General features: G+C 39.9%; 29 protein-coding genes and 2 pseudogenes. 8 read left to right on the top strand and 23 right to left on the bottom strand.

Annotated elements, in window-relative coordinates:
- Positions 1-349: 349 nt before the first annotated feature.
- Complete coding sequence (locus M3600_RS14905; RefSeq protein WP_237942036.1) at positions 350-814, bottom strand: hypothetical protein; 465 nt, start codon at positions 812-814, stop codon at positions 350-352.
- 132 nt (positions 815-946) lie between these two features.
- Positions 947-2,128, bottom strand: a complete 1,182-nt coding sequence (locus M3600_RS14910; protein ID WP_251646573.1) for a YhgE/Pip domain-containing protein — start codon at positions 2,126-2,128, stop codon at positions 947-949.
- A gap of 170 nt (positions 2,129-2,298) precedes the next feature.
- Here M3600_RS14910 and M3600_RS14915 point away from each other — a divergent pair, with 170 nt between their 5' ends.
- Complete coding sequence (locus M3600_RS14915) at positions 2,299-2,919, top strand: TetR/AcrR family transcriptional regulator (protein ID WP_233315866.1); 621 nt, start codon at positions 2,299-2,301, stop codon at positions 2,917-2,919.
- A gap of 334 nt (positions 2,920-3,253) precedes the next feature.
- Here the strand turns inward: M3600_RS14915 and M3600_RS14920 are convergent, their stop codons facing one another.
- Genes M3600_RS14920 through M3600_RS14935 form a run of 4 tightly spaced genes read right to left on the bottom strand, consistent with a single transcriptional unit; the run spans position 3,254 to position 5,766 of the window.
- On the bottom strand, positions 3,254-4,486 hold the full coding sequence (locus M3600_RS14920) for a glutathionylspermidine synthase family protein (protein ID WP_251646576.1): 1,233 nt from the start codon (positions 4,484-4,486) through the stop codon (positions 3,254-3,256).
- Position 4,487: 1 nt separating this feature from the next.
- Complete coding sequence (locus tag M3600_RS14925) at positions 4,488-4,943, bottom strand: RNA helicase (RefSeq protein ID WP_251646578.1); 456 nt, start codon at positions 4,941-4,943, stop codon at positions 4,488-4,490.
- A gap of 15 nt (positions 4,944-4,958) precedes the next feature.
- Positions 4,959-5,357, bottom strand: coding sequence for a DUF350 domain-containing protein (locus tag M3600_RS14930; RefSeq protein ID WP_233315869.1), 399 nt, complete (start codon positions 5,355-5,357; stop codon positions 4,959-4,961).
- 25 nt (positions 5,358-5,382) lie between these two features.
- Positions 5,383-5,766: an aminotransferase yhxA gene (locus tag M3600_RS14935; RefSeq protein ID WP_233315870.1), complete on the bottom strand. Its 384-nt coding sequence runs from the start codon at positions 5,764-5,766 to the stop codon at positions 5,383-5,385.
- A gap of 144 nt (positions 5,767-5,910) precedes the next feature.
- On the opposite strand from M3600_RS14935, the gene M3600_RS14940 reads away from it, so the two are divergent.
- The gene (locus M3600_RS14940; RefSeq protein ID WP_237942042.1) at positions 5,911-6,303 is read left to right on the top strand and encodes a GNAT family N-acetyltransferase; all 393 of its coding nucleotides are present in this window, start codon (positions 5,911-5,913) and stop codon (positions 6,301-6,303) included.
- Between the two features lie 18 nt (positions 6,304-6,321).
- Here the strand turns inward: M3600_RS14940 and M3600_RS14945 are convergent, their stop codons facing one another.
- Positions 6,322-7,287 carry a quinone oxidoreductase family protein gene (locus M3600_RS14945; protein ID WP_251646580.1) on the bottom strand — a complete coding sequence of 322 codons (966 nt, stop codon included), beginning with the start codon at positions 7,285-7,287 and terminating at the stop codon, positions 6,322-6,324.
- 118 nt (positions 7,288-7,405) lie between these two features.
- Between M3600_RS14945 and M3600_RS14950 the strand changes: the two genes are divergently transcribed.
- Complete coding sequence (locus M3600_RS14950) at positions 7,406-8,314, top strand: LysR family transcriptional regulator (protein ID WP_233315873.1); 909 nt, start codon at positions 7,406-7,408, stop codon at positions 8,312-8,314.
- A 27-nt stretch (positions 8,315-8,341) separates the two neighbouring features.
- Here M3600_RS14950 and M3600_RS14955 read toward each other — a convergent pair.
- A pseudogene (locus M3600_RS14955) lies at positions 8,342-8,920 on the bottom strand (DinB family protein).
- A 154-nt stretch (positions 8,921-9,074) separates the two neighbouring features.
- Between M3600_RS14955 and M3600_RS14960 the strand changes: the two are divergent.
- Positions 9,075-9,497 carry an NUDIX hydrolase gene (locus M3600_RS14960; protein WP_251646582.1) on the top strand — a complete coding sequence of 141 codons (423 nt, stop codon included), beginning with the start codon at positions 9,075-9,077 and terminating at the stop codon, positions 9,495-9,497.
- Positions 9,498-9,521: 24 nt separating this feature from the next.
- Here the strand turns inward: M3600_RS14960 and M3600_RS14965 are convergent, their stop codons facing one another.
- The 8 genes from M3600_RS14965 to M3600_RS15000 form a co-directional block, all read right to left on the bottom strand.
- On the bottom strand, positions 9,522-9,863 hold the full coding sequence (locus tag M3600_RS14965; RefSeq protein WP_233315876.1) for a GIY-YIG nuclease family protein: 342 nt from the start codon (positions 9,861-9,863) through the stop codon (positions 9,522-9,524).
- Positions 9,864-9,882: 19 nt separating this feature from the next.
- On the bottom strand, positions 9,883-10,635 hold the full coding sequence (locus M3600_RS14970) for a DUF2087 domain-containing protein (protein ID WP_251646584.1): 753 nt from the start codon (positions 10,633-10,635) through the stop codon (positions 9,883-9,885).
- Between the two features lie 141 nt (positions 10,636-10,776).
- The gene (locus M3600_RS14975) at positions 10,777-11,613 is read right to left on the bottom strand and encodes a metallophosphoesterase (protein ID WP_251646586.1); all 837 of its coding nucleotides are present in this window, start codon (positions 11,611-11,613) and stop codon (positions 10,777-10,779) included.
- A gap of 6 nt (positions 11,614-11,619) precedes the next feature.
- Positions 11,620-12,348, bottom strand: a complete 729-nt coding sequence (locus M3600_RS14980) for a hypothetical protein (RefSeq protein ID WP_251646588.1) — start codon at positions 12,346-12,348, stop codon at positions 11,620-11,622.
- Between the two features lie 81 nt (positions 12,349-12,429).
- Positions 12,430-12,756 (bottom strand): MazG-like family protein, encoded by a 327-nt coding sequence (locus M3600_RS14985; RefSeq protein WP_251646590.1) that lies wholly within the window; start codon positions 12,754-12,756, stop codon positions 12,430-12,432.
- A gap of 388 nt (positions 12,757-13,144) precedes the next feature.
- Positions 13,145-13,606 (bottom strand): GNAT family N-acetyltransferase, encoded by a 462-nt coding sequence (locus M3600_RS14990; protein ID WP_237942047.1) that lies wholly within the window; start codon positions 13,604-13,606, stop codon positions 13,145-13,147.
- 64 nt (positions 13,607-13,670) lie between these two features.
- Positions 13,671-14,381: a class I SAM-dependent methyltransferase gene (locus M3600_RS14995; protein WP_251646592.1), complete on the bottom strand. Its 711-nt coding sequence runs from the start codon at positions 14,379-14,381 to the stop codon at positions 13,671-13,673.
- Between the two features lie 49 nt (positions 14,382-14,430).
- The gene (locus M3600_RS15000) at positions 14,431-15,312 is read right to left on the bottom strand and encodes a GNAT family N-acetyltransferase (protein ID WP_251646594.1); all 882 of its coding nucleotides are present in this window, start codon (positions 15,310-15,312) and stop codon (positions 14,431-14,433) included.
- Positions 15,313-15,598: 286 nt separating this feature from the next.
- Here M3600_RS15000 and M3600_RS15005 point away from each other — a divergent pair, with 286 nt between their 5' ends.
- Both M3600_RS15005 and M3600_RS28990 read left to right on the top strand, forming a co-directional pair.
- Positions 15,599-16,558 carry an exonuclease domain-containing protein gene (locus tag M3600_RS15005; protein ID WP_233315884.1) on the top strand — a complete coding sequence of 320 codons (960 nt, stop codon included), beginning with the start codon at positions 15,599-15,601 and terminating at the stop codon, positions 16,556-16,558.
- Between the two features lie 133 nt (positions 16,559-16,691).
- Positions 16,692-16,817 carry a hypothetical protein gene (locus tag M3600_RS28990; protein WP_282581408.1) on the top strand — a complete coding sequence of 42 codons (126 nt, stop codon included), beginning with the start codon at positions 16,692-16,694 and terminating at the stop codon, positions 16,815-16,817.
- Positions 16,818-16,902: 85 nt separating this feature from the next.
- Here the strand turns inward: M3600_RS28990 and M3600_RS15010 are convergent, their stop codons facing one another.
- From M3600_RS15010 to M3600_RS15025, 4 genes are all read right to left on the bottom strand, one after another.
- A complete protein-coding gene (locus M3600_RS15010; protein WP_233315885.1) occupies positions 16,903-18,231 on the bottom strand; it encodes a 6-phospho-beta-glucosidase in 1,329 nt (442 codons plus the stop codon).
- Positions 18,228-18,557, bottom strand: coding sequence for a PTS lactose/cellobiose transporter subunit IIA (locus M3600_RS15015; protein WP_127739042.1), 330 nt, complete (start codon positions 18,555-18,557; stop codon positions 18,228-18,230). Before M3600_RS15015 ends, M3600_RS15010 begins: the two co-directional genes overlap by 4 nt.
- A 105-nt stretch (positions 18,558-18,662) precedes the next feature.
- The gene (gene celB / locus M3600_RS15020; protein ID WP_233315886.1) at positions 18,663-19,991 is read right to left on the bottom strand and encodes a PTS cellobiose transporter subunit IIC; all 1,329 of its coding nucleotides are present in this window, start codon (positions 19,989-19,991) and stop codon (positions 18,663-18,665) included.
- Between the two features lie 20 nt (positions 19,992-20,011).
- On the bottom strand, positions 20,012-20,317 hold the full coding sequence (locus tag M3600_RS15025; RefSeq protein ID WP_127739040.1) for a PTS sugar transporter subunit IIB: 306 nt from the start codon (positions 20,315-20,317) through the stop codon (positions 20,012-20,014).
- Between the two features lie 356 nt (positions 20,318-20,673).
- Between M3600_RS15025 and M3600_RS15030 the strand changes: the two genes are divergently transcribed.
- Positions 20,674-20,865 carry an aspartyl-phosphate phosphatase Spo0E family protein gene (locus M3600_RS15030; protein ID WP_233315887.1) on the top strand — a complete coding sequence of 64 codons (192 nt, stop codon included), beginning with the start codon at positions 20,674-20,676 and terminating at the stop codon, positions 20,863-20,865.
- A gap of 166 nt (positions 20,866-21,031) precedes the next feature.
- On the opposite strand, the pseudogene M3600_RS15035 reads toward M3600_RS15030, so the two are convergent.
- The 3 genes and pseudogenes from M3600_RS15035 to M3600_RS15045 all read right to left on the bottom strand — a co-directional run.
- A pseudogene (locus tag M3600_RS15035) lies at positions 21,032-22,051 on the bottom strand (homoserine dehydrogenase); the annotation flags it as partial.
- A gap of 138 nt (positions 22,052-22,189) precedes the next feature.
- Complete coding sequence (locus M3600_RS15040; RefSeq protein ID WP_233315889.1) at positions 22,190-23,605, bottom strand: SpoVR family protein; 1,416 nt, start codon at positions 23,603-23,605, stop codon at positions 22,190-22,192.
- Between the two features lie 175 nt (positions 23,606-23,780).
- Positions 23,781-25,781 (bottom strand): penicillin-binding transpeptidase domain-containing protein, encoded by a 2,001-nt coding sequence (locus M3600_RS15045; protein ID WP_233315890.1) that lies wholly within the window; start codon positions 25,779-25,781, stop codon positions 23,781-23,783.
- Between the two features lie 223 nt (positions 25,782-26,004).
- On the opposite strand from M3600_RS15045, the gene M3600_RS15050 reads away from it, so the two are divergent.
- Positions 26,005-26,394 carry a thiol-disulfide oxidoreductase DCC family protein gene (locus tag M3600_RS15050; protein ID WP_233315891.1) on the top strand — a complete coding sequence of 130 codons (390 nt, stop codon included), beginning with the start codon at positions 26,005-26,007 and terminating at the stop codon, positions 26,392-26,394.
- Positions 26,395-26,443 lie beyond the last annotated feature (49 nt).

The following is a 26,443-nucleotide window of genomic DNA, read 5'->3' on the forward strand; positions in this document are numbered from 1 at the left end:
ATTAATCACCCCAAGGAATTGAATTTTAACCTGTATACTTATTTACTTGTCTACTTGTATACTAAGTTACCTTTGTTTACCATTATAAAACGTTTTCAACATTTGTCAACAGAAATGTAAACGATTTATTTGGGTGGATTTGTTATTTCTCTATTATTTATTAGAATTTTCGCTATTTAACGACAACAAAAAACGCTAAGCAGCTTTGCTGTTTAGCGTTTGAAAGTATTTATTTATCCATTTCCTTATCTTGAGTAAAAAAGAAAATAAAAATCACGAGAGATAATGCGATTAGAAACTTCCCTGTACTGCTCGTTCCTTTAATGACAGGCAAATCTGTTAAACTCATTCAGAACACCTCACTAGCTTTTTTAAGTTTATCCACTAGCTGTGTATCGAGACGAAAGCTGGTATTGACAATATTTCTGAATTCCCTTTGATTCTTTTTTAAGTATGGAAGAACCGGTACTACCTTTTCCCTTCCAAAAATGGGTCCGCTGATACTTAAAGAAAATCTCGCATCTGATGAGATAAACAGACCAACAAGATTAATTTCGTCCTTTATCAACAGAATGGCTAAGATAATATCAATAACATCTAATGAAATATCAGCAAACTGATTGCCCTTTTTCGCTTCTAGCCTAGATCCACCTGTAATTGGCCCGCCGACTGTAAAACCAAAGTAACCTGGACCAAAGTAAATTCGGCTAACGGTTATTTGCCCAGTTAAAAGCAACGAAGCAATCACAATATCAATATCCCGTTGTATTTCCCTTAATAAACGACAATCTAAGGTTTTGTCCTCCAGCTTCATTACACTCACCTAAAAACCGACATAGATAAATTATATGCATCGCAGTTCAAAACGGTTGATTGTCTAGAATGAAAATACCTCTTTCATTTGACCATAACCCTACTTCTGATAAGCTGGGATTTTTTCTAATTTTTAATTTTGTGTTTGCTTATTTGTTGCTTTGAATTTTAACGCAGAAGCTAAGATGACGACAAAGCCTACAACTCCAATCCAAACAAGGGTAGAAACAGAATCCCAAGTTAAACCTTTATCAAAGAATAGTAGTTCTCGTAAGCCTTCTACCATAAATCGCATCGGTAACCAAGAATAGACCCAGTTTTGATAGAATGGTGACATCATTTCTGGAGCCATTGCCAGTAATGGTGCACCAAAGAATAGCATTAAGATAAAAATAGGCATACCTCTTAGTCCCATAATGGAAAGGACAGCTGAAATCATTAGAAAATAGCTAAAGGATGTTATCGATAAAAATAAAGCTGTACTCAAAAAATCAGGAATATGAAGTCCTACCATTCCATCTGCCAGCCAAGTTAATCCAAATCCTACGACCAGTGTGATAATTGCTCCAATAAAAACCTGCACACATCTCACTACTAAACTTTCTTTTCGACTAGTTATGGTTGCCTTTTTAAGTGAAATAAAAATAATGGCAGCACTCGCTAAGCTTGCCATCCAAAGAGGCTGGAATAAAGAAACAGGTGCATTGCCATTAGCACTTTTAGTACCAGTTTCATTAACATTAGTAACTTTTGAAGTGATAGGTGTTGCCAGGGCTTCAGCTTGTTGTATGCTTATTGCTGTTCCTTGTTTTTCTAGTCCATTTAGTAGTTGTGTACGAACATTGCTGTTTATATTGTCCACTACACCGTTCAAAATTTGCCCTGCCAATGTTGATGCCATTGTATTCATACCTTGATTAATAAAGATTTGAAGTTCAGATGGTGAAGCAGGTGCTGCTGTTTGTAAAGAAGCCTGGTTAGCACTAAAATCTTTCGGAATAACCATGGCTGCATAATATTCCTGGTTATCTAATCCTTTTTGAACTTCCTTAAGACTACTTACTTCAATCCATTTGACTGCAGGGTCTTCTTGGTCTGAAGTTGTCTGTGAATTTTCTTTAATCATTTCCACTATTGTTTTGCCCACATTCATTTCTGATTGATCTGGTATCTTCACTCCAGCATCCTCATTCACAATTGCTATCGGCAGATTTTTAGGTACTGGTTGGACCGACGGAATTAATGTTAATAAAAATATAAATATTATGACCAATGTAATGAATGGTGATAACAGTAATAGTTTGTTTTTAAACATATTTGAACTCCTCCAAAAAGATAAGTATAATAAACGAACAACGTGTTGTTTATTATCTTCTAAATTATATGGATGAAATGTACTTCCTTCAATAAGCAAATAAATAGTATATGTTGGATAAAGAACACCTTTATAAATTGTGTTGGATAACAACAAAGGAGGAACCTGAGATGTCTGAAGGTAAAACTGATTTAAGAGTCACTCGAACGAAGGAATCTATTCTAGACGCATTGATAGAGTTAATAACCGAAAAAGGTTTTGAAGCCATTACAGTTAAAGATATAACAACTAAAGCAAAAATTAATAGAGGAACATTTTATGCCCATTATCAAGATAAATTTGACTTAATGGCAAAATGTGAAGAAGAAATCATGGAGGAAATGTCCAGTATTGCAAAGCAAAACTTCCCCAGTGTTATTGCTTCACTTGAGGCGGATGCTCCAGTTGTGCCACCATTTCCTCTTACCGTTGCATTATTTGAATATTTAAACAGTAATAGTGCTATTATGAAAGCTTTATTAGGTCCAAAAGGTGATTTATCATTTCAGACAAGACTGAGAGAATTTATCTGGAATTCACTTTATGGAAACAATCCAAGCTCTCTTGTAAAAGAAGAAAATTTCCTTGTTCCAGGGCAATACTTGGCATCCTACATGGGAACGGCATTGATTGGAGTAGTGCAACAGTGGTTGCATAGCGGCAGGAAGGAATCTCCCCAAGAAATGGCTCGTATCCTGACAACCATTACAGTCAACGGTCCTCTTTATGCAGCTGGGTTAAAAAATAACTAACTATTAGAAGCGAAGAAATGCATCGACTTAGCCCAACATTCTTAAATTTTTCATTTACATACAAAAAAAACGTAAAATCCCAGCTCATTCACAAAACTAGCTGGGATTTTTATTAAGGACTTACTACGACACCATTAATGGGTTTTCAGTAGGATATTCAGGAACTTCAGCTGACTCATGAAATTTGTATATTTCTATGAATGATGGTGACGGGCACTTTACAGATAATGCAGGTCACTGATTGCTAACATTCAAGTAAAAATAAAAAAGAAATTATATTTAAATAGCAAAACAAAAAAAGGAATCAGATCTCCTTCTGATTTCCTTTTTTCTTTTATTCCCTAACCCCAACCGGAAGATAATAAGATAAATTATTCGTAATAGTACCTCCAGCCCGAAGTCCGATGGCTGAGGGCTTTCCATTAAGAAGGAAGCTGCCGATAAGAAGGCTCCCTTCTTGTCGGCCTTTTTCTGTCTGTATTGATGCTTTTGGATGCTCGATGTACTGCTGATAGACAGGGAGAAAGTCGGTATAGGACTTCTGGGTATCCGCAAGTGCGAGCCTGCCGCTCCCTTTATATATTTCAACAGTGTCTCCTTCTCTGCCAAAGGCTGGCTTCTTCACAAAATCCATATTCCGCTCTATGAAGGGTTCAGCCTCGAGGTAGGTTGGCAGAAAATAGGACTCGATCCAGTGATGCTCTTCATCTGTATAAAATGGATGTCTTTGTTCATGCAGATTCCAAATAACTGCCTGAACTGCTTTGTTTTGCAGCAGGAAGGCAGATGGTGGATTGATGATGGACAGCTTCCCTTCCTCAACAAGCTCTAACAGCCAGATGCCAATTTTATTTTCTTCTTCATCTTCATCAAGAATAAGATTTTCAATTGGAAAGGTTTGTCTGTACAGGATGTCAATTTGATTTCCAGCCTCGTCAAACAGCCCCTTCCCCTTTTCAATCTGGAGCTTATGCAGCGGTATGTATGTGCCGGTTGTTTCTGAAATGTTCAGCAAGTACAGGCTTGTTTCTTTATCTTCGATATTGTCGTCATGGGCAGTAAAGGCAATCGTTGGCCTGTCCTTGCCAATTGCTTCTGCCGCTTCCTCGATCGCAGTGCGGACAGCTGTCTTTAATGCCTGTTCCAAGCCTGCATTCGGGTTTGTTACGGCAAACTCTGAGCATACTTTGCCGTTTATGGAAAACAGCTCTTTAATAAAGGTTGGTGTGTCTGCGTTAATTTCTATGCATTTATAGCTGTCTTGATATGGGATTAAATCAAGCCTGGAAATAACACTTCTTATTGCCATTGTCTCCAGACGCAAGAAAGAGAAGGCTTCTTCTGGAAAGCCCATTTCCCGCAATGTCCGGTCTGGCACTTCCTTTAAAAGCTCCCATGTTTTAAAGAATATTCGCCCAGTATATTCACTGACTTGGCGTATCTTTTCCACTTCTTCCTGTGACAGCATATGCACATCATAAAGGGCATACTCCTCCCCGTAAAGGTCTGCCCAGAAGCGGTCTATCTGCGAATAGAAGCGCCTTCTGTTTTCTATGTGGCGATCCATTCTATTCCTCCTCCAAATCCTTTACATACAGGACGTATACGCCTCTGTCTTCATCGATTTCTGTTGAAGTTACCTCCATTTGGCCAACATTGGGAATATCCGTGATATCTTTCAGTAAAAAGCGAATCACATCAAAGTGGCTTGCGACAGGAATGGAAGCAAGCAATTGATAATTATCTGCTTCACGATGCTTTCTAAACTCGATATGGATGCCTTTGCCTCTGTAGTTCTTTTCATCAAGCACGGTGACATTTCTGCCTCTGTCCTGAATGACGAGAATTTCCTCATTGCCTGACATCTCATTGCATACAAGCTCATATTGCTGGCCTCTCATGATGAGGTATGTGCATAATTGCCTTGCATACAGCTCATCAATACCAACATCCCGAACATCATACTCATAAAATGGCTCATAGTTTCCGTTGCCTTTATCAATAAAATACGTCAGTTTTTTCATTTTACAGCTCCCTCATTAATAGGACAGGCATTTTGCCACAATCCAGCCAATCGCAAGAGATAATGAAAACAGCATGACGCCCACTGCCCGATTATCTTCTTTAATAGCATTGCTGATACTGAAGCGGATTGTAACTACCTCTGCCAATACGAAAACGACAATCTGTGCTACAATACCGATTGCTCCCCAAATCGCCATATCTATCAGTGAAACCGAATATTCAGCTGCTGCTCCTAATACTATTGCCAAGCCGACGACCTTACCGCCGAGGAGCAATGCCGCACTGACATTTTTCTCTGCAATCAGCCTCATTTCATTTATTTTTGGTGTACTTAACATAAATAACAGAATACCGATAACTAGCAGCACAATTGCTACTCCTAAATAAGAACCGAAATTAAGGTATAAGTTCACGTTTACACTCCCTTTCTAAAATATATTAGCCGCCATAGCTTTTTTTGCCGCTTCCGAAGCCGCTTGATTTATTGGTTGAATCACTGCCACCGCTCACACTTGAACTGGAGCTGCTTGATTGCTGCTGTTTCTTATAGCTCGTATTTTTAAGCAAAGAAGACTTTGAATTATAATATTTTCCACCGTAGAAATAATGGCCGTAATATCTGGAATTGCTGTCCTCGCATTCCCAGACACCATCATCATCATCCCATTCCCAATTGGTGCAGTTTGTATCATCTGGTACTGGTGGAATATCGCTATTGCTTGATGAACTGCCTGTTGCTGTTCCGCTGCTGCTGCAGCCGGTAATGCCAATAAGGACAGCTGTTGATAAAATCCCTGTCATGACTGTTTTTGTTTTCCCCATGTTAATCACCCCACTCTCATGATGTAACTATACGAATATATCTTCATAAAGATTCTATATTTACAAAAAAATAGTCAAGTTACCTAATCTATTCCTTTATAATTACTTTACAGCATTTTTTCAATAAAAAAAGGGGTGGCATACATGAAAGTAAATATTGCGGTTAACCTTCCAATTGAAAATCATGAAGTTCCTGACCTCAGGGAGGCTGTTGGCTGGGGAAGACGGGATAAGGACTATCCTTCTTTATTAGAGAGATGTAATTTCTGGGCTGGCGGCAGGGATGAGTTCGGCAAGCTTGTCGCATTTGGCTATGTATGCGGGATGGGCTTGGAACACGGTTATGTGGAGGACATAATGGTCCATCCAAGCAAACAAAAGCAAGGTATTGGCATGGAACTTGTCACAGCATTGATTGCGGAGGCAAGACAGTTCGGGTTAGGAATTCTGACTGTTTCCTTTGATGAGCATAATGCTAACTTTTACAAAACGTCCGGTTTTACGGTATCATCCGGCGGTGTGCTTTACTTGGACTAATAAATAATCCTCCAGCTCTTATGGCAGGAGGATTATTTTTCCGATGTTTTTTCTGCTTTCCAACAAGCCATGAGCAGCTTGCCCCTCGCTTAATGGAAAGGTAGTTATGGAAGGAAGCAAAAGCTTGCCTTCTGCCATTAGCTGAAACAGCTCGCCTGCGCGGGTGATTCGGTTTTCCCTGGTAGTTAGGACATTCCACAAGTCTCCACCTGTGAGTGTTTTGCTTGTATCCATCAACATACGAGGATCTATGAGCGGTGGATTGCCGCCAGCCATTCCGTAAAATACTACCGTACCGCCTACCTTTACTGCTTCAAAGCTTTGCATTAAAGTTGCTCCGACCGCATCATAGACTGCATCCGCTCCCTTAGTATCGGTCAATTCCTGCACGGAAGCTGTCCAATTATCAGCATATGTGAGCGTATGGTCCGCTCCTGCTTTTTTGGCCGCCTCTGCTTTAAGCGCTGATGACACAATGGCAATCACTTTTGCTCCTTTTATTTTAGCCAATTGAACAAGCAGCTGACCGACACCGCCTGCAGCTGAATGAATAACCACTGTATCTCCTTGTTGGACAGGGAAACTGTCCGCTACCAAATATTGAGCAGTCAAACCTTGAAGCAGAACAGCCGCTGCGTCTGTAAAGGCAATATTATCAGGGATTGGGATGGCTTTATGAAATGGGACTGCCACTAATTCGGCATTAGCATAAGGTACATCAGCGAAAGCAATGGAGTCACCAATCTTAATTCCCTGCACCTGTTTGCCAACAGCTTCTACAACTCCTGCCCCTTCGTAGCCGAGAATATACGGCGGTTCGCCTTCAAGATGATAATGGCCCTTTCTTCTGTAAATATCAGCATAATTCAGCCCGATTGCTTTTGTCCTTATTAGCACTTCATCTTCCTTCATAACCGGATGAGGCACATCCATATAACGCAACACTTCCTTTTGTCCAAATTCCATAAAGCATAATGCCTTCATTAAAAATCCTCCTTTTAAGTTCTTATTTCCTTATCTTTATTTTATAATGGTAGCATTAATCAAAAAAGCTGAATATAACTATTTAAATCATCGAAAAAACCGATTTAGAGGTGGGAATATGGAGATTAAACAGCTAAAAACATTTAAAACTGCAGCAGAAAATTTAAATTTCACGTTGACTGCCAAGCAGCTCAACTTTGCACAATCGAGTGTGACAGCCCAAATAAAAAGTCTTGAAGCAGAGCTTGGTACTCCGTTGTTTGAACGGCTCGGCAAGCGGATTGTCTTAACGGATGCAGGAAAAAAATATAAGCAATATGCCGATGAAATAATCAGACTGTCAGAAGAGGCGCATACATCTATTAATGAAAAAGCAAGGACAGGCAAAATTATTATTGGTGCGCAAGAAAGCCAATGTACTTACAGGCTGCCGCCGATTTTAAAGACATTTAAGCAGAAATATCCTGAGGTGAAGGTTATTTTCAAACCGGCCCATTCTGATGAACATGCCAGAGAAGGACTGTTAAAAGGGGAATTGGATGCTGCTTTCATTACCGATATCTCCCGGAGTGACACTTATCTGCATACAGTCCGGCTTTTGGAGGAGGAAATGGTGCTCTTTGTCGCCTCTGATCATCCACTAGCTCAATTACAATATGTGTCTCCAGAGGAATTAGCACAGGAAACCTTGCTGTTGACAGAGGAAGGCTGCTCTTATCGGACAGCGTTTGAAGAAACATTGGCACTCTCAGGGAATTATGCACGCTCCAAGGTGGAATTTTCTAGCATTGAAGCACTTAAGCAATGTGCCCTTTTAGGGATGGGTGCTGCCATATTGCCGTTAATGGCGATAGAAAAAGAGGCTGAGACTGGTTTAATTAAGAAGCTGGATTGGGGCAATAGTCTTCCATCTATTTATACAAATCTCGCCTGGCACAAAGATAAACATCTGTCGCCATTGCTGACAGACTTTATTAAGATCAGCTCTAAGCTTTACTTGTCGGGAGGCAGCATATTGGCGACTTGATTTCTTAGCCAATATGCTCTCTCCCCTTTAGCCAAGCATATATCGCGATTTAAGGAGACCGACATGATGACGCTCATGGCCAGCAATAATATAAGCAATAGAGTTTACTGTGAATTCTCCATTGTTGGCAAAGCCTGTTTTCATCCAAGATGCTTTTGGCAGCCCCTTTAACAAAGCAACAGTGGCAGCTCTTACAACAGTCCATTCTGCCAGAAGATCAGCTATCGTTCTGCTTGAAAAGTTAGATTCTTCCACATACCTTTCATCATCATACCCAGCAAGCGGTGTTTGATCTCCCCTTGCCATTCACAATATCCGATAGTTCATAATTCGCTCTGTATCCATCACATGGCCGACAACCTCAAGCACACTCCATTTTCCCTCTGCATAGCGGAAATCAGCCTGCTCTTTTTTTATGTCTGCAAGCAGGTTCTTCGTTTCATGAAGCTGGCTTTCGAGGATTTCAATGATATTTCCCTCAGGCACAAGGTTAACATAATTACGGTAATGCTCTGGATAATCTGTAATTGCTGGTTTCAACTTTGTCACTCCTTTTTTAGTGTCTCTTAATTGATTCTGCTTTATTTCCAGTTTTTCCTTCCTCATTAATTTCAGAATACTGCTTTATAAAATAATTGCAGCAAAAAAGAGTATGCATTACTAGTGTTAAATTTTATTGAATAAATATGGTAAAAGTACAGCTTTATCTATACACTAAGCTTATTAAATTACGAGTTACCATAGGGAGAGTGTAAGTCGATTGAAAAGAGTAGATGTTGTTTATGTTTTGCTGTTTGATGATGAAAAAAAACATGTCTTAATGGTGCAAAACAGCGGCAGCAATGGTCCTTACTGGACATTGCCAGGCGGGGCTGTTGAACAGGGCGAAACTCTCATGGATGCAGCTGTCCGAGAGGGAGCGGAAGAAACAGGATTAGAGGTTGAGGTAGGCGGAATTTCTTCAATTACAGAAAAATTTTTTCCAGACAGAGGTCACCATGCTGTCTTTTTCACCTTTTACGGAAAAATTATGAGCGGGAAATTAGCTATACAGCAGCCTGAAGAGATTGAAGCTATCGCTTGGATGGAGCTAAAGGAAGCAGAGCAGTATATATTCCTTAAAGAGCAACAAGGATTGGACCAAGAGGAAGTATCTGTGCCATATTTACTTTTCCAACCATAAAAAAAGGATGGGCATCCCATCCTCTTAATTATAGCCTCTTTCTCCAAACGGCTGCAGCTCTGCTAGCCATTTTTCCTCCAGCTTGCCTAGTTCTTCTTTTTCATTGAAATATGGATCGTTCTTTTTCTTTAAGACTTCCAGCACCTCAAATGTGAAGGCATCCTTTCCATATTCCTTCCACTCAGCTGCTAACCCATTATTCGTATGTCCACCGTTTTCGAGTGTGAATTTCACACCGTTTAATGTTTTCAGATTTCGTGTGCTTCCAACAAATAGCTTGCCATTTTCACGATTTTTAATGAGATAGATACCTGCTTCGACTGGTGTTTCTTTATATAATTGCTTTAATTCCTTTTTCCTGTCCATTTTATTCACCTGCTTGGCATTATTTTTTGACCCAGTATTCGCTTCCGTCGTCTTTCCTGTCAATAAAGCCGTACTCAATCAGCAATCTTCGAATTAGTACATAGTCTTCATAGATTGGCTTTAGTAAGTCATTCAGAGCTGTTTCGCTGTATATCACTTCATTATCGATACTTTTCATAATCTCTCTTAAAATAATCAGCCGCTGCTTTTCTTTTAAAGGGAATTTTTTCAGCTTTGCTTCTGGCTGGTTCTCAAAATATTTGCGAATTGTTTTCTCTTGTTCTTCCTCTGTGATGTTATAGCGGTCATCCACTTGTTTTGCTGTTTTATGAATAGGTACAAAGCTTGGCGCATGGCCATCTTTTTCCTTTAACAGCTCCATCAGTGCAAGAAAGGTTCTTGCCTGCCTTTCCTTTTCCTTCAACACAAAGCGGTGGTGACGAATCGTTGAGGCACTGCCGATTTCAAGCTCCTTCTGTACCTCTGCATCACTCTTACCTTGATAAAAGAGGCGAAGCAGATTGCTTTGGTGGTCAGTTAGGCCTGTTATTTTTTTATCAAGACTTATTAAATATTCAAAAACAGATTGATGGCTTCTTTCAATATGAAGCTTCATAAACTTTTCCGCTTCGTACAGCACATTTCCATCAGGATAGATGATTCCTTTTTCAACTGCTTCACCGCATAAAAGACAGATAAAAGTGTCCGTTTCCTCGACATATCCCTTTTTTAAGTCTTCTAGGGTTGATTTGCTAAAATAGTCTTCCTTCATAAACAAACACTCCGTTTAAAAGTTTGTATTTAAACAAACAAATTTTACTTTCGTTTGTTTATATTCTATGCATTTTTAAATTAATTGTCAATAACTCAAAAAAGGAGAGGATACAGTTCTCTGCATCCTCTCCTTTTAAGGCTATTTATTCTTAATAGTAATCTCGACTATTTCCGGGGTGTTAAACACCCTTTGTGGAATAATACTGTTGCCGAGCCCGCGATTTACAATCATTGCTGTTTCATTTTTTTCAAACATACCTGCAGTATACTTTGGCATAAAGCCTTGGTCAGGTGCGACTAATCCGCCAACAAAAGGGATTCTCACCTGGCCGCCATGTGCATGTCCAGACAATACAAGATCGATATCATGCTTTTCATATAAGGAAAATAGCTCAGGTCTATGTGATAACAGCAGAACAAAATCCTGCTCTGTCACGCCTTCTAGAGCTACTTTCAGCTCCCCTTCAACTGTTAATGCCGCATCATCGTTTCCGCTGACAGCTGGATCATCAACACCTGCGATAAGAAGCGTCGTTCCGTTCATGTGAAGCTTTTCCTTCCGATTATGCAAGATATTAATATTGGCCGCCTTTAACCCTTCCTCCAACTGTTCATAACGCCCAGACCAATACTCATGATTTCCAGTAACATAAAAGGTTGGTGCAATAGCTGCAAGCTGCTTCATTAAAGCAAGAGCAGCTTTTTCATTATATTTTTTCTGGTCAACAAGATCACCTGTAAATGTAATAATATCAGGTTTGACTGCTTTCACCTTGGTAACGAGCCGCGTCTGATTCTCACCGAATTGCTTGCTGTGTAAATCAGACAGCTGAACAATTTTCACACCAGCACCAGCTAACTTTTGTGATGTTATGGTATAGCTGCTCCAATCTAGTCTGTTATTTTGGTAATAAGAAAACAAGGCTGCACAAATGATAAGCCCAGCTGCAAGCAGCAGGTTCCTTTTCTTCATCATAAACCTCTAAGAGTCTTGTGTGCGATTTTGCCATTCTACATCAAAACCGCCTCGCAAGCTTTCCCCTTTTACTATTATTGTATAAGTATCGGTTTTATCTATATTCAGCTTGAGCTGACTTGGATTTGTTTTTATGGAGGAGACAGTTCTGTTTTGTTTATCAACAATATAATAGCTGTATCCGCCGCCATTTTCATTTTTTACCTTTACCGTCACAAGTAGCTCCTCACCCTTTTTCACTTCAATTGGTATTTCCTTTGCCCCATCAAAGTATAAAAAATAAGCAGAATATGAGTTTTTGCCGACAACCTCATTCCATTCCTTTTTGATTGTTGTATCTGGTAGGGTAATCAACAAGCACAGGATGGGAAGCACACAAAAGCTGTATCTGAATAGCTTGAGTTTTCTTGCCAAACTCTTCCCGAAATAAAGCAACAGTGTGCATGCGGCACTAAGCAGGACAGAGACAACAATTGTGTAGCTCGGTTTGAGCAAAAGAAAAAACATAACAGCTGCAGCTGTGTATGCTGGCAGTGTCCATTTTGGATAGCTTGCAGCAATCTGGCTCACTAAAAAAGAACCAAGAGCTCCGCTGCACCAAAAAAGAAGCCAATAAGATCCACCAACCGTAAACGCATACATATTCCAGTCAAAAAACAGGATTAATCCCATATAAAAAACTGCCAAAAACCCTGCACCAGCAATATCACTGAGCAAGCACGCTTTTCTATCCATTATTATCCTCCTGTCTGCTACTCTACCAATATATTACCAGATTAGGAGGAGAAAGTTCCAATTTTTTCTATTTAACTATTTTTATTCTACGTTTTCAGCATAGCGTTTATTAAGCTTTTCGCGTTGGGAATGGAAGATTTCTTCAAGAGAAATGTCATATTTGTTAGCAATAACAATAATATTGCCTAACACATCGCCAAGCTCCTCTGTCAATTCCTGTCTTTGCTGATCAACTGTTCCTTCCGCTTCGTCCGGTCTGTCTCTGCCAATTTCTAACGCCCGTATCGCTCTTGCAACCTCGCCTGTTTCCTCTGCCAAAAAACCGATGCGGATGAAAATATCCAGCTCGGACCAGCCCCGTTTTTCATAATAAGCTTTAACCCATTCTTGAAATTCATTTACATTCACAAAAATCCGCCTCCCTTTTTTTACACTATAAATCTTATCAAAAAATCTTTGTGCAAATAAGACAGACACCTAAGTCATGGACACAAAGCCTTCACTATTAGGTTTAAATGACTAAGTTTTTCATTAGAGATATTTCATATAATAGGATTTAAAGGAGGATGTTTATGAAAAGCTGCCATTTTCTCGTGGTCTTGTTCTGATGAATAATATCACAGCAAGTCTTTTAGCCGGAATCACTATACTATTCATGAGCCTATCTGTGAAAAAACTCGAAAGAAAAAAGAACCAATATACAAAGGCAAGGTTCTATTGGATACGCACAAGTCTTCTTGTTATTCCAAGTGTATTAATTATGGTCATTCTATATTATCTATCAAAATAAGCCTTTCTAAATGGTTTTTGCCATTACATAAAATATCATATCTTCACCAGTAAACATATATGTTTTTCGGAAGCCAGCACGTTCATAAAGAGTAATTGCCCGTTCATTAAAGGCTGCGACAGTGAGGCGGACGGAGCTGCTGGTTGTTTTAAGCTGGTTCAAAATATAGCGGATAAAGCTCGCCCCCATTCCCTTTCCAGTCAGTTCAGGCTTCATTCCTAAGCCAATATCTAGACTATCCTCCACATAAACACCATAAAACAGCCCGAGGGGAACTTGCGCAGAAGTACCCGTACAGTAAAAACCAATCAATGCCCCGCCGTCATCCAACACTGCAAAATAAGGCTCTTCAAGCAGTTCTTGCATCGACTCTTCCTTATTATGATCATTGTAAAAATCATATGGCGGTTCATACTTCCAGCTGAGGATTTCCTCTGCCCAGCTTTTTGTCATTATCGCTGTTTGCATGCTCCTAACCCTTTCTAACGTTTGTTCTTTAGTCTATCATTATGGCGTTAAAAAGGACATCAGCTTACTCGTGATGTCCTTTAATAATACGCAGCATCGTGTTAGCATTTTTCTGAAACTCATAACCGACCTTCATTTCTTGTGCTTTATAACCTTTTGCTGTCAGTCTATCAATCAGCTCATCCATATGAGCATATCTATTGCCGTCAAGATCTGCTGTCGGAAAAATCCGCAATTCTTCGTTTGTCACTCTAAGCAGTTCATCGATTGCAGCAAAATGAAACTCCTTATCCAGTCTGTCTGCATACGTGAATAAAAAGTGGGCTGACAGCACGATATCAAATTCCTCTTCTGCGAAGGGCAAAGTTGGCAGAGTGCACGGAATATACTTTTTAGGGTTACTAGCTCTGTCCTGGTAATAGTCGTTAAGCGCTGCTTTTCGATGCTTTAGCAAGCTTGTGACATCATTAAAGTAGTTCCAGACAAAATGTTCCTTTACTTTTTCAAGAGCAGAGGCAGTATGCTTTATGTCTTCAAGACCTTTTTCATACAACTCATCATTTCCATAGTAATAAGCTATGTCTGATGCTGTTATATCTAGATGCTGCTTTGTCCCTTTTGCAGTAAAGGAACAGGCACCTGCTGGACAATCTAGTATCCGCTTACCTTTTAATTCTTCTAAAGACAGTGAGAACATATCGATATATTCCTCATATGTCCTGCCGATAAAGATAATTCTTTCTAGTGAGAGCCCTTCCTTTTCTATTGTCCTCACTCCTTTTTTATTTTCCAGACATATTCATCTTTTTTATTCCAGTATAATTTTATGCCTTTGTTAATAATGAATGCCTCTTGTTTTCCGGGTAAACAGTCTCCCCTACCGTCCTCACAAACAGCGCATCACCCTCTTTAGGCAAATGCCTTGTTGACAAACCAGTCAGGTTGTCTAGGGTAAAATGAAAGACCACTTCAGTCGTATCAGCCTTTGCGATTTGCGCTAGTAATTTCTCAAGAACAATGGAATGACTCGCCATCACTTCATATAGATGAAGTTTATTCCCTTCCATCTCGCAGATAACGATAACTTCCTCTTTTTCCAAATAATAGATATGCTCATGAAATACATTCAAGCAATAAAACAGCAGAATCCCCCATGCCCCCTCTGTCGAAAATGCTTGAGACAACGGTTTTCTCCTGCGTGCCACAGACTCAATGAACCGAAGATCGTCTACACTTTTTCCATTGAGCTTACGAACAGTCACACCTTCTGTCTGTTTATGCTTGTACTCAAGAAAGAACTCTTGCTCTTCCACTTCTTTAAAACCGAATTTCGGATAAAAATCCAGCACTTCATTGTTAGCAAAAAGATATATTATATCTGTTTTCTCCTCATAATCTGCAAGGACTTTTTCTAATAAACTGCGAGATAATCCACATCCCCTGTAGTCTGGATGTGTCATAACTGTACCGATTTGCACAGCCTTCTTCTTCTGTCCTGCTATTAGTAAATCAATTAGATTAACAGAGACATTAGCAACAATCTTTCCGTGATCATGAAAAGAATATGGAATATACCGGTCATTCCAGCAGTCTTTTTGATACCATTCCTCAAAACTTATCCCAAATACACTGCTAGCAAGCTCTGAAAAACTTTGCCGCAAAACGTCATCTTGTTTGTAATCTTTCACGAATTTCAACTTTTCCATTTATATCCCTCCTTTACTTCTAAACTTACATATCCATTATATGACTATATGTGCAGAAAAAGTAATCTTTCGACGAAGATTACAACAGAGTAATAATTATTTCAAAATATTAATATATTGGAAATTATCTTTGAGAATCATTAGAAAATCCCTTGAAAGGAGGAAGGGATACTGTTTATAAGACTAGGAGCCTCAGCTTGGAATAATTTGCTCTGTTTCTTGATTATCACTCTAGTGAATGTACATGTTATATTATTAATAAGAAGTATGTGCGAGGAGTGATAACATGGATTTTATTGCGATAGATTTTGAGATTGCGAATGAAGAGATGGACAGTGCCTGTTCGGTCGGACTTGCTTATGTGGAAAACAATCGGGTTGTAAAGACAGACTATTATCTCATTAAACCGCCCGTGTTAAAGTTCAATGAGAGATTTATTCGAGTTCACGGCATTACTGCAGAGGATGTTATGGAGCAGCCAGCATTTGATCAAGTATGGAAGCAGCTTGAGTCTGAGCTGACAGGTCAGCTGCTTGTTGCTCATAATGCTCAGTTTGATATGAGTGTTTTGCACAGCTGTCTGGCAAGATACAATCTTAAAGCACCGCAGCTGCGCTTTGCTGACAGTATATCCATCAGTACGGCTGCCTGCAGGGGAGAAGGTGTGAGACAATCTTTAAAAGCACGCACCGCCCGCTTTGGTGTAATGTTAGAAAACCATCATCATGCAGGAGCGGATGCGATTGCCTGTGCAGAGTTAGTAATTGCCTGCGTGAAAGCGATGGATGAACGTGATCTTGATGCTTATTTAACGACAAATCGACGAATTTCAGTAAAGCCATTTTCAGCATTAAAGCCGCAAATATCCTTCAGCAAAAAAAGAACGGCTCCAAAACCTGTTAAGAAATTTAATTCTGTAGCAATTTCCGAAATTGCAGCAACAACGGAAACCTTTGACGAGACACATGCACTGTTCGGCAAAAACGTCGTCTTCACAGGGGACTTAGCAACACTAGACAGGAAAGAAGCAATGCAGAAGGTCGTTGACGCAGGCGGACTTGTCAAAAGCGGTGTGAGCGGAAAAACAAACTTCCTTGTTGTCGGCGTTCAAGATAAACAGCTTGTCGGTGCCTCAGGCATCAGCACAAAAGAAAAGAAAGCTTTTGAGCTGCAAGAAAAGGGGCAGGATATCCAGATTGTTAACGAAGAGCAATTCTTGCGCCTGATTGATGGAAAGAACGGATAGTCATAAACCGAAGCCATGCTAATTGCATGGCTTTTTCATATAGTTTTTTTCTTTTCTACTAATCTTTTTTCACTTTCTATGCATAAGAGTTTGCTAGTTTGGGAAGAATGCTAGTATAAAGGAGGAATTAACGATGAAGAAAATGACGAAAATGAATGTAACGGATTTTATTACAGAGGAAAAATTTGAGCTTCACTCCTACCTAACCTATTTATTTACACATACACAAACAGATAACTCTGAAGAAGCAGCTGTTTAATTTAATTTTGCTATCATACATTTTTAAGAAAAGCTGTTCAAACAAAAAAAGACGGATTGCTCCGCCTTTTTTCGGTTTATATTTTTTAAGCTTCTACTTTGTTGAAGAACTGCGGTAAATGTTCTTTATGTGCTTCAAGCATTTCGTCGATTATTTCTTTCGCAACTGTGTCAGATGGTGATAACGGATTGATTGTCAAAGCTAGAATAGCTTTGTCATAGTCTCCTGTTACTGCTGCTTCTGCTGCAACTCTTTCAAAGGATTTGATCTGTTGAACAAGTCCTCTTACTGCTACTGGAAGCTCACCCATCACGATTGGTTTTGGGCCGTCCTTTGTAATGATGCTGGACACTTCGACAGCTGAGTCATTCGGGATGCCGGCAATTGCACCATTATTGATTGTGTTAACAGGCTGGATGTCGCGTTTGTCATTGTAAATGGAATTGATTAAACGGACTGCAGCATCAGAGTAGTATGCTCCTCCGCGTTTTTCCAATTGCGGCGGCTTGATTGCTAGATTTGGATCTTTGTAGAGTTCGAACAATTCTTTTTCAAGTTTTTGTACAACTTCAGCACGAGTTCCCTCGTTTTTCGAATTCTTCTGATCCTTCGCGATCATTTCGCTCGTTTTATAGTAGTACATATGGTAAGGGCATGTTAGTACATTCAATGCTTTGATAAATTCAGGCTCCCAGCCAAGACCTTCAATATTTTTTACGAATGAGCTGTTGTTTGGATCTGTCAGCAGGTTGATAACCTTATCCTTTACGCTTTCTCCGTCTACATAAACATCAAGGCCGTAAACCATATGGTTCAATCCCGCGAAGTCGATGCGAACTCTAGAATGATCAACCTCTAGAAGCTTCGCGATACCCATTTCCATGCCGATTGGAACATTGCACAAGCCTACTATTTTTTTGATGTTAGAATAGCGAAGCACTGCTTCTGTTACCATGCCGGCAGGGTTTGTGAAGTTAATCAGCCATGCATTAGGGCAAAGCTCCTCCATATCCTTACAAATATCCAAAATAACAGGAATAGTGCGCAAGCCTTTGAACAAACCGCCAGGTCCGTTTGTTTCTTGTCCTAGCACGCCGTATTTCAACGGAATTCTTTCATCCTTCGCACGGGCATCAAGGAGGCCGACACGGAATTGTGTTGTAACAAAGTCTGCATCTTTAAGTGCAGCTCTGCGGTCAAGTGTTAAATGAACTTGAATTGGCAAGCCAGCTTTTTCAATCATGCGTTTTGCTAGATTTCCAACGATTTCAAGCTTTTCCTTCCCTGCTTCAATATCAACAAGCCATAATTCTCTGATCGGCAATTCGTCATATCTTTTAATGAAACCTTCTACTAATTCTGGTGTATAGCTTGATCCTCCGCCAATTGTGGCAATTTTAATTCCGTTTGTCATTTTTGGACACCTCCAGGAGTTTTAACAAGTTCATATAAATCAATAATTTCTTGTGCTAAATCCTTAAGCGTAATTGCATTCATTAAATGATCCTGTGCATGCACCATCAGCAAGGAAACCTCAATTTTGTTCCCTCTTACTTCATTTTGGATGAGGGATGTCTGGATATGGTGGGCATCATTCAATGCTTCAGCAGCTTCCTCCATCTTTTGTTTCGCAAGCTCGAAGTTTCCTTCTTTAGCAGCAGCAATTGCTTCCATTGCACAGCTTTTTCCATTTCCTCCGTGGAGAATAATCTGGAATACTGTTTCTTCCATATTAGCCATTTTATAATCAGCCTCTCTATTTTAGAATGTAAAAATTGTTAAGTATAAGCGCAAGTATTTTTAAAGCGTTTTCAAAAACACTTGCGCACTAAGTTGTTATAGTTATTAGCTTACCTTTGTGAATTCTGTGCCTTTTTCTTCTGCTAGTTTTTGTTTATCCCAAGTTCGGAAGAATGGGAAGTAAAGTACAAATGCGATTCCAATGTTGACAAGCTGCATCACTGCACCGGAAAGCTTTCCGCCTGTTGCCAAGTATCCACCGATTAGTGGCGGAGTAGTCCAAGGAATTGCAATTCCTGCTGGTTTTGCCACAAAGCCAAGTTTCATTGCATAATATGTCACTGTGATTGTTACAATTGGTGTTAAGAAGAACGGGATGATTAGTAATGGGTTCATTACGACTGGTGTACCAAAAATAACTGGTTCGTTAATCATAAATGCTCCCGGACCGATTGATAATCTGCCCAAATCCTTCATTTGTCTGCTTCGTGCAAACAATACCATCATTAGTACGAATGCGAATGTTGCACCAGAACCACCGATGTTGATAAATACTTCAAAGAACTGAGCTGTAAAGATCTCCGGAAGTTCTTTTCCTGCTTGGAAAGCAGCTTTGTTAGCATCTGTGTTAGATAGCCAGATTGGGTTCATAACTCCCCCAACGATATTTGTACCATGAAGACCGGCAGACCATAGAAGCATTACTAATCCGTAAGCGATAATAGAACCGATTAATGATCCACCTAATAGGCCAAGCGGTTTGCCAAGAACTAATGTTACAATATCATGTATGCTGTTAATACCGAAATATTCTACAATTAAACGAATTACCCAAATGATAGCGATTACAATGAAGCCCGGAATTAAAGCAACAAATGATTTGCTGACTGCTGGTGGAACACCATCCGGCATTTTAATTACCATGTTTTTATTAATGATGAAACGATAAACTTCTGTTGAGAATAATGCGATTAAGATTGCTACGAATAGACCTTTGCTTCCCATTAATGCAACTGGGATAGCGCCGCCTACTGCTACAGCTTCTGTTGCACCTTCTGCAAGGAAAGGAACATTAAATGGTGTTGCCAACAGGAAAGCACATAGTGAGATAACCCCTGCTGTAATAGCATCTAATGAGTATCTTTCAGCCAATCTGTACGCAATACCGAATGCTGCGATTAGACCCATCATATTGAATGTTGCATCAACTGGATAAGAAATCTTTGTCAGCCATGCATCGCCAAATGTTCTTGCCATGAAGTCTGCGTAGCCTGGAATTGGCAGATAACCTAGAATCAAGAATACTGAACCGATAATAATCATCGGCATTGCCAATATGATACCGTCTTTTAATGCGCCTAAGTGCCTTTGAGCAGCCAATTTGGCTGCAAAAGGCATAAATTTTTCTTCTAAGAAGGCTAAGAACTTATTCATATTTATCACCTTATCCTATTTTAGTTGTTAACTAGGTTAATAGCTGATTTTAGTACTTCTGCTCCGTTGCAAGTTCCATAATGCATCATATTGATAGAATCTACTGGAATTCCCTTTTCTGCGCCAAGCTTTTTCATTTGCGGAAGCAAATAGCGAACTTGTGGTCCAAGCAATAGGACATCTGCGTTATCGATATGGCTTTTTACTGCATCTGCGCTTTCTGCCCAGATTTTGCACTCAATACCTTGTTCTTTTGCAGCAGCTTCCATTTTTGTTACCAATAGACTTGTAGACATCCCTGCAGCACAGCATAGTAGAATATTCATAATATAATTCCTCCTAGAAATTAAAATTGTATAATAAAAGAGTTTTTTGGAATGCTTCCTAGCATATACCATTGTTTCATTTAAGTTTGTTTTTGTTTGCCGTATATGCTTTTTGCATTCCGTGTTGCTGTATTACCTTATGTCCTTATCTTAATGTAAAAGCGCTTACATGAACACATAATGTTTTTCCTTTGCCTAACGGAAATGATTGTGTCTCTTTGGAAAAAGTCTGTACCAAACTTGCAGTTTTTTGTCGGATGTTTTCAAATTATGTAAATTTCCTTATAAAAACACTTAATTTTTCCAAATTAATTTGTTAAAATAAGTACAAAGATTGATACCTAGGAGTAATCATTATGATAACGAGAAAAGATAATAAGGAGAGTATGAGCGCGCTGCTGCAAGATATTGAATCGTTGAAGCTGAAGCTGATTAAATCAGGCAGCGATAAAGGACTTAATGATCCGGGAACACTTCAGATCAGTGAACAGCTTGATACGTATATCGTCAAGTATCAGCGGCTCGCTGCCCAGAAATCAGCACTATGACTAAAGCCAAGCCGTAGTATGAGAAGCTGCCCCCTATGGACGGAAGCTTATCCGGCTTGCTATGCCTGCGGTGTCAGCAGAATGCAACCACAGATACTCTCTTAACAGCTTTTAGCGTTATCTCCTTAATAAAAACCGGCCCTCGTAATGGTGGCCGGTTTATTCTTTACCGATATAAATTAAGCATGTCTTTAACAGCTGCCGCTGCTGCTCCTCTAGGATGGGAAGCGCCGCCAATACAGCAAATCGTACCCATTTCTTCTGTGTGAAACAAGATGCCTTTGTTTGTTCCTTTCACATTAATCAGCGGGTTATCTGCAAAAATAACTTCAGGCTTTACTTGAATAGACACTTTGCCATTGATGGTTCTTGCACTGGCGACAAGCTTAATATCGTTGCCGTTTATTTTAGCATATTGCATATCGCCCTTTGTTACCTTTTCAATGCCTTCAATGCTAATATCCTTTAACGTCCATGTTTTATTAAACAGACCGTTTGCGAGCAGCAGTATTTTGCAGGCACTGTCATATCCTTGGACGTCAAGTGCTGGGTTTGCCTCGGCAATCCCTTTATCTTGGGCCAGCTCCAGAGCCTTCTCAAAGGAAAGATTAGCATCTGACATACTTGTTAAAATGAAATTAGAGGTGCCATTCAGGATGCCTTCTATCCCGGTAATCTGACTGCCTGCGAGACTGTATTCACCAATATCCAGAGTCGGAAGAGCTGCAGCTGTTGCGCCGCTGTATTTGATGCGGCAGCCGTTATTGTCAGCAAGCTGCTTCAATTCAGGCAAAGCATGAACAAGCGCGCCTTTGCTCACTGAAATAATGTCCATATTCTCCTTTAAAGCAGCTTTTATATAGGACAATGCCGGTTCACCTGTTTCCAGATTGGTTGGGGAGCATTCAATCAATACGTCACCTTTCATTTGCGCTGTTGCCAATGGCACCTGCTTGTATTGGGCATACTGCTTGAGAGCTTGTGATCCTTTGCCGAAGGACAGCAATGTTTCTAAGTCTAATCCAGCTTCCTCGTAAATCATTCCTTGTGACCCGATAATGCCAGTAATTTTGCTAGAAAAACCATAGGTATCCTGATATCTCTTATTGTGCTCCTTAATTATCTTTACTATTTCCTTCGCAACCGTTCCGTACCCTGTTATGATTATTTTTCTTTCTTCCATGGCAGATCCTTCCCTCGTTTCTTGTTCAGCGTTTTTTTACTTAATTCTTGATGAAAGAGTATTTATCCTTTTTTCCTTTTATAAAATCCTTTTGAAACAGAAAAAAGGCCCGCAGCTGCAAGCCTCCCGAATATTTCCCTCTTATAGATACTTGCGGTGCAATGCCTTTCCATCATAGGTGTACAGCATATTTTTGTCCTCAACAATCGTTTCCATATGAACATTTCTGCCCCAAAGCTGATGTATATATGGAAGAACCTTTTCCAAATACTTAAGGTCCAGCTCAATCCCCTCATAGCCATGCTTTAAGTACAGCTCGCCGTTCTTTAAGTAATCGCCGTCATTAACAGTGATATAAGGAAAGCCTCCATTGACTCTCATGCTGACAAGCTGATCTCTTACCTGTTCCCAGCCTTTATCAACAATTTTGTATTCTCTGCCTTGCTTTTGGAATAAATACATGTCTTCCCTTGTTACTAAATCCTTCGTTAAATAGTTCCGCAAAAAGGAAATATCGGATTCAATTTCTCTGACCTCAAACATCTTCTCTCTGCCTGAGTTTGGCTTAACGCCTCTCTTTTTCATTTCCTCTGTCGGATTATTGTAACGCTCTTCAATGTCCTCAAATATCTTCAGACCAAGATAATAAGGATTAATTCCCGTTTTTGACGGCTGCACAACACCTGCGTTCAGCTTGGCGAATTCAATAGCCTCTGAGCTCGTTAAATCAAGCTCCCGAACGATTCGCTGATGCCAATAGGAAGCCCAGCCTTCATTCATAATTTTCGTTTCAAGCTGTGGCCAGAAATACAGCATTTCTTCTCTCATCATTGTTAAAATATCACGCTGCCAGTCTGTCAGCTCTCTGCTGAAGCTTTCGATAAACAGCATAAGATCCTTTTCAGGCTGCGGAGGAAATTTCTTAATGATTTTCTTTTTTTCCTTCTTTGGCTTATTGCGGGAATCCAAGCCCCATAAATCATCATATGGCGTTTCTACCGTTTCTTCCACTTCCTCAAATTCTACATCATCCATTGTCCAAGCAAGCTTCGGTCTCATTAAGCTTGGATCGATATGCTCTTCAATGGCAAGAACTGCATCAAGAAATGTTTCCACTTCATGCTTGCCATACAGTATTTCATATTGGCGGACACGGTCGGCAGTGGCTGCCATGCTTTCAACCATTTCCCGCTTCGTATTTTGAAAGCGGACATTGTTCTTAAAGAAATCACAATGAGCCAATACATGGGCAACAATCAGCTTATTATTGATAAGTGAATTGCTGTCGAGCAAAAAAGCATAGCAAGGATCAGAATTAATCACAAGCTCATATATTTTAGACAAGCCTAAATCATAATGAAGCTTCATCTTATGAAATTGCTTGCCAAAGCTCCAATGGGAAAAACGTGTAGGCATGCCGTAGGCGCCGAATGTGTAAATGATATCTGCAGGACAAATTTCATACCTCATCGGGTAGAAGTCCAACCCAAAGCCAGTGGCGATTTCTGTAATTTCTTCGATGGCGTATTGAAGTTCCTTTTGCTCTACTTCATTCATTCCGTTCTCTCCCTTCACCGTCTTAAATTAATGTATGAGCGAAATCGCAGAATGATGAGTTATTTCACTGTTTTTAAAAAGTGGAAAAAAATTCTTGCAAGCAATTACTCAAAAAAATATTTTGCCAAACTAAAGAAAAAAGCCTGCAAAGGATTGCCCTTTGCAGACTTAACGTTTATTCGAGGATATTTTTGACCTTTTTCACAACATGACTAGAACCGCCCTTATTTTGGACACCTTCAATCATCATCGCCACAAGCATATCCTTATCTTTCTTATCATATGTCACATACCAGCCGTTTTCTGTACCCTTTTCACCTTGCTTTGCTTTCAGCTCGGCAGTACCCGTTTTCCCAGCAAGCGTCATACCGTTGATTTTGCCAGCATGTGCTGTTCCACTTGGACTGTCGATTACTTGCTGCAAATCATCTGAAATTGTATTAGCAGTTGCACTGCTCATGATGCCTTCCTTCCAGACCTTGCCCTTTTCTTCGTCTTGAAGAAGGATTGGCTTGATTAAGTTGCCGCCGTTAACAAACGGTGTATATGCTGCTGCAAGCTGAATAACGCTTGTTTGAACCTGGCCTTGGCCATAGCCTGAGTCAGCTAACAGAATATCACTGTCCAGCTTGCCGATCGTTGCTTTCGTAATTGGATATGCATAATCAAACTCTTCTTCAAAACCGAATTTCTTCAGCTCTGTTGTATATTTATCTTTGCCCATATCTAATGCTGTCTGCGCAAAGTAAATATTATCACTGTACAGCAAGGCATCAGCTAGATTAACAGGTTCACTGCTAGTATGCACTCTCGTTACATAATAGTTGCCCCATGATTTGTCTTTTTGCCATTGCTTTGTCGTAATTTTGCGTTCCTGCTCTGGTGTGATGACACCTTCTGTTAAAGCTGCCGCTGCCACAACCGGCTTCAGCACAGATCCTGGTGCATATGTGTTCTTAAAGCGGTTCGTGTAAGGCTCCAGCTTATTATTGTTGTACTCTTCTTGTTCAGAAATTGTCAGCCCTGCAACCACCTTGTTAGGGTCATAAGACGGACTGCTGACAAGGGCCATCGTTTCCCCTGTAGTCGGATTGATTGCAGCAGCTGCTCCTGCTTCTCCGTCCATTTCATCATATATTTTCTTTTGAAGCTCGCCATCGATAGTCAGCTTGATGTTCTCACCATTTTTGACTTCTTTTTCAGCGAGAGTGACACTTGTGCCATCGACCTTAGAAATCGAAATTGTCGCGCCGTTTTCGCCTCTCAGCTTCTCTTCATAAACTTGCTCCAAGCCTCTTTTTCCAATAACATCAGAGCTTGAATAGCCTTTGCCTTTTTGCTCTTCCAGCTCTTCGGCAGTAATGTTGCCAATATAGCCGATTAAATGAGCTGCAGCTTCTCCATATGGATAAATTCTGCCTGCAACATCCTGCTTCTGAACACCTGGAAGGGCAAACAGTTTCTCAAGAAATGCTTGATCGCCTGTTGCCAGCTTCTTAATTGGCACAAACAGGTTTGGCTGTACCCAATCTGCACTTAAAGCCTTTTCAATTGTTTCCTTTTTAATATCCAGCAATTTCGCAAGCTCTTCTACTTCTGTTGTCTGATTTTCCATTTGTTCAGGCACAAGACCGATTTGATAAATGATGCCATTCATCGCCATTGGATTTTCATAAACATCAACAATAGCTCCCCGTTCTGCAGGAACCGTTTCTAATGAAACTTTATCCTCAGCACCTAAATCGGCAAAGATATACGTTGTATCCCAATCTATATACCAGTTTTCTTCTTTATCGCGCTCTTCTTTCACAAGCTTCGCAGCCTTATCAAAGCTGATTTCTCCTGCCATACTGTTCATTTTAGCTGTGAAAGGAATCTCTGCAGTCTCTTTTTTCTTATTATCATCCTTTTCATCTTCTGACAGCTTTTTAGCAGAAACATTCAAATCTTTGATTTCCAAATCACTGTATAATTTCTCATAACGAGAAACATAATCTTCCTTTGAAACTGACTTCTTCGCTTCGGAAGACAGATAGCCGTACATTTCATCAAACTTCTGGTCATTCCACAGCTTTATGTATTGGGAAAGCCTATCATCCGGGGTAGGCTCATCATTATTGCATCCAGCCAATATTACAATCAGAATCATCGGCAATAGCCATAATAGTTTCTTCATTCTCATTCTCCCCTCCTAGTATAAGCGTACCATTTTTTACACTTAAATTAAAAGAATATTACAACAGCACCACTTAATTTTCTTACAAATATCAGCACATCGCCTTTTTCTTGCCATATTTCATATTTCATTATAATTTATCCTGTCATTTTCTTGAAATATATTTTCCTTAATAAAGGAAAAATGTTAGATTAGAAAAAAACATAGAAATGCAGGTGGAAAAATGAAGGCGGTCATATTATTTGATGGTGTCTGCAATCTTTGCAACAGTGCCGTTCAATTTATCATTAAAAGAGACCCTGCCGCTTATTTTACCTTTGCACCTTTGCAGGAGGAAAAAGGCAAGGAGCTTCTCACTCCCTTCAAAAAGGACCTCACGATAAATAGTGTCATACTTATTGAAAATGGTAGGCTTTATGAAAAATCAGCTGCTGCTCTTCAAATCTGTCTCCATTTACAGGGAGCTTGGAAGCTTGCCTATATCTTTAAAATTATTCCCTCATTCATACGGGACCCAATCTATGACTATGTCGCTAAAAATCGCTATAAATGGTTCGGTAAAAAAGATCATTGCATGCTCCCGACAAAGGATACAAAGCGGCGGTTTCTATAAGCTAATGCAAAAAGGCCCCTGTTCATCAGGGACCTTCTTATATATGCAT

The sequence above is a fragment of the Niallia sp. MER 6 genome (assembly GCF_023714395.1).
Taxonomy (GTDB): domain Bacteria; phylum Bacillota; class Bacilli; order Bacillales; family Cytobacillaceae; genus Niallia.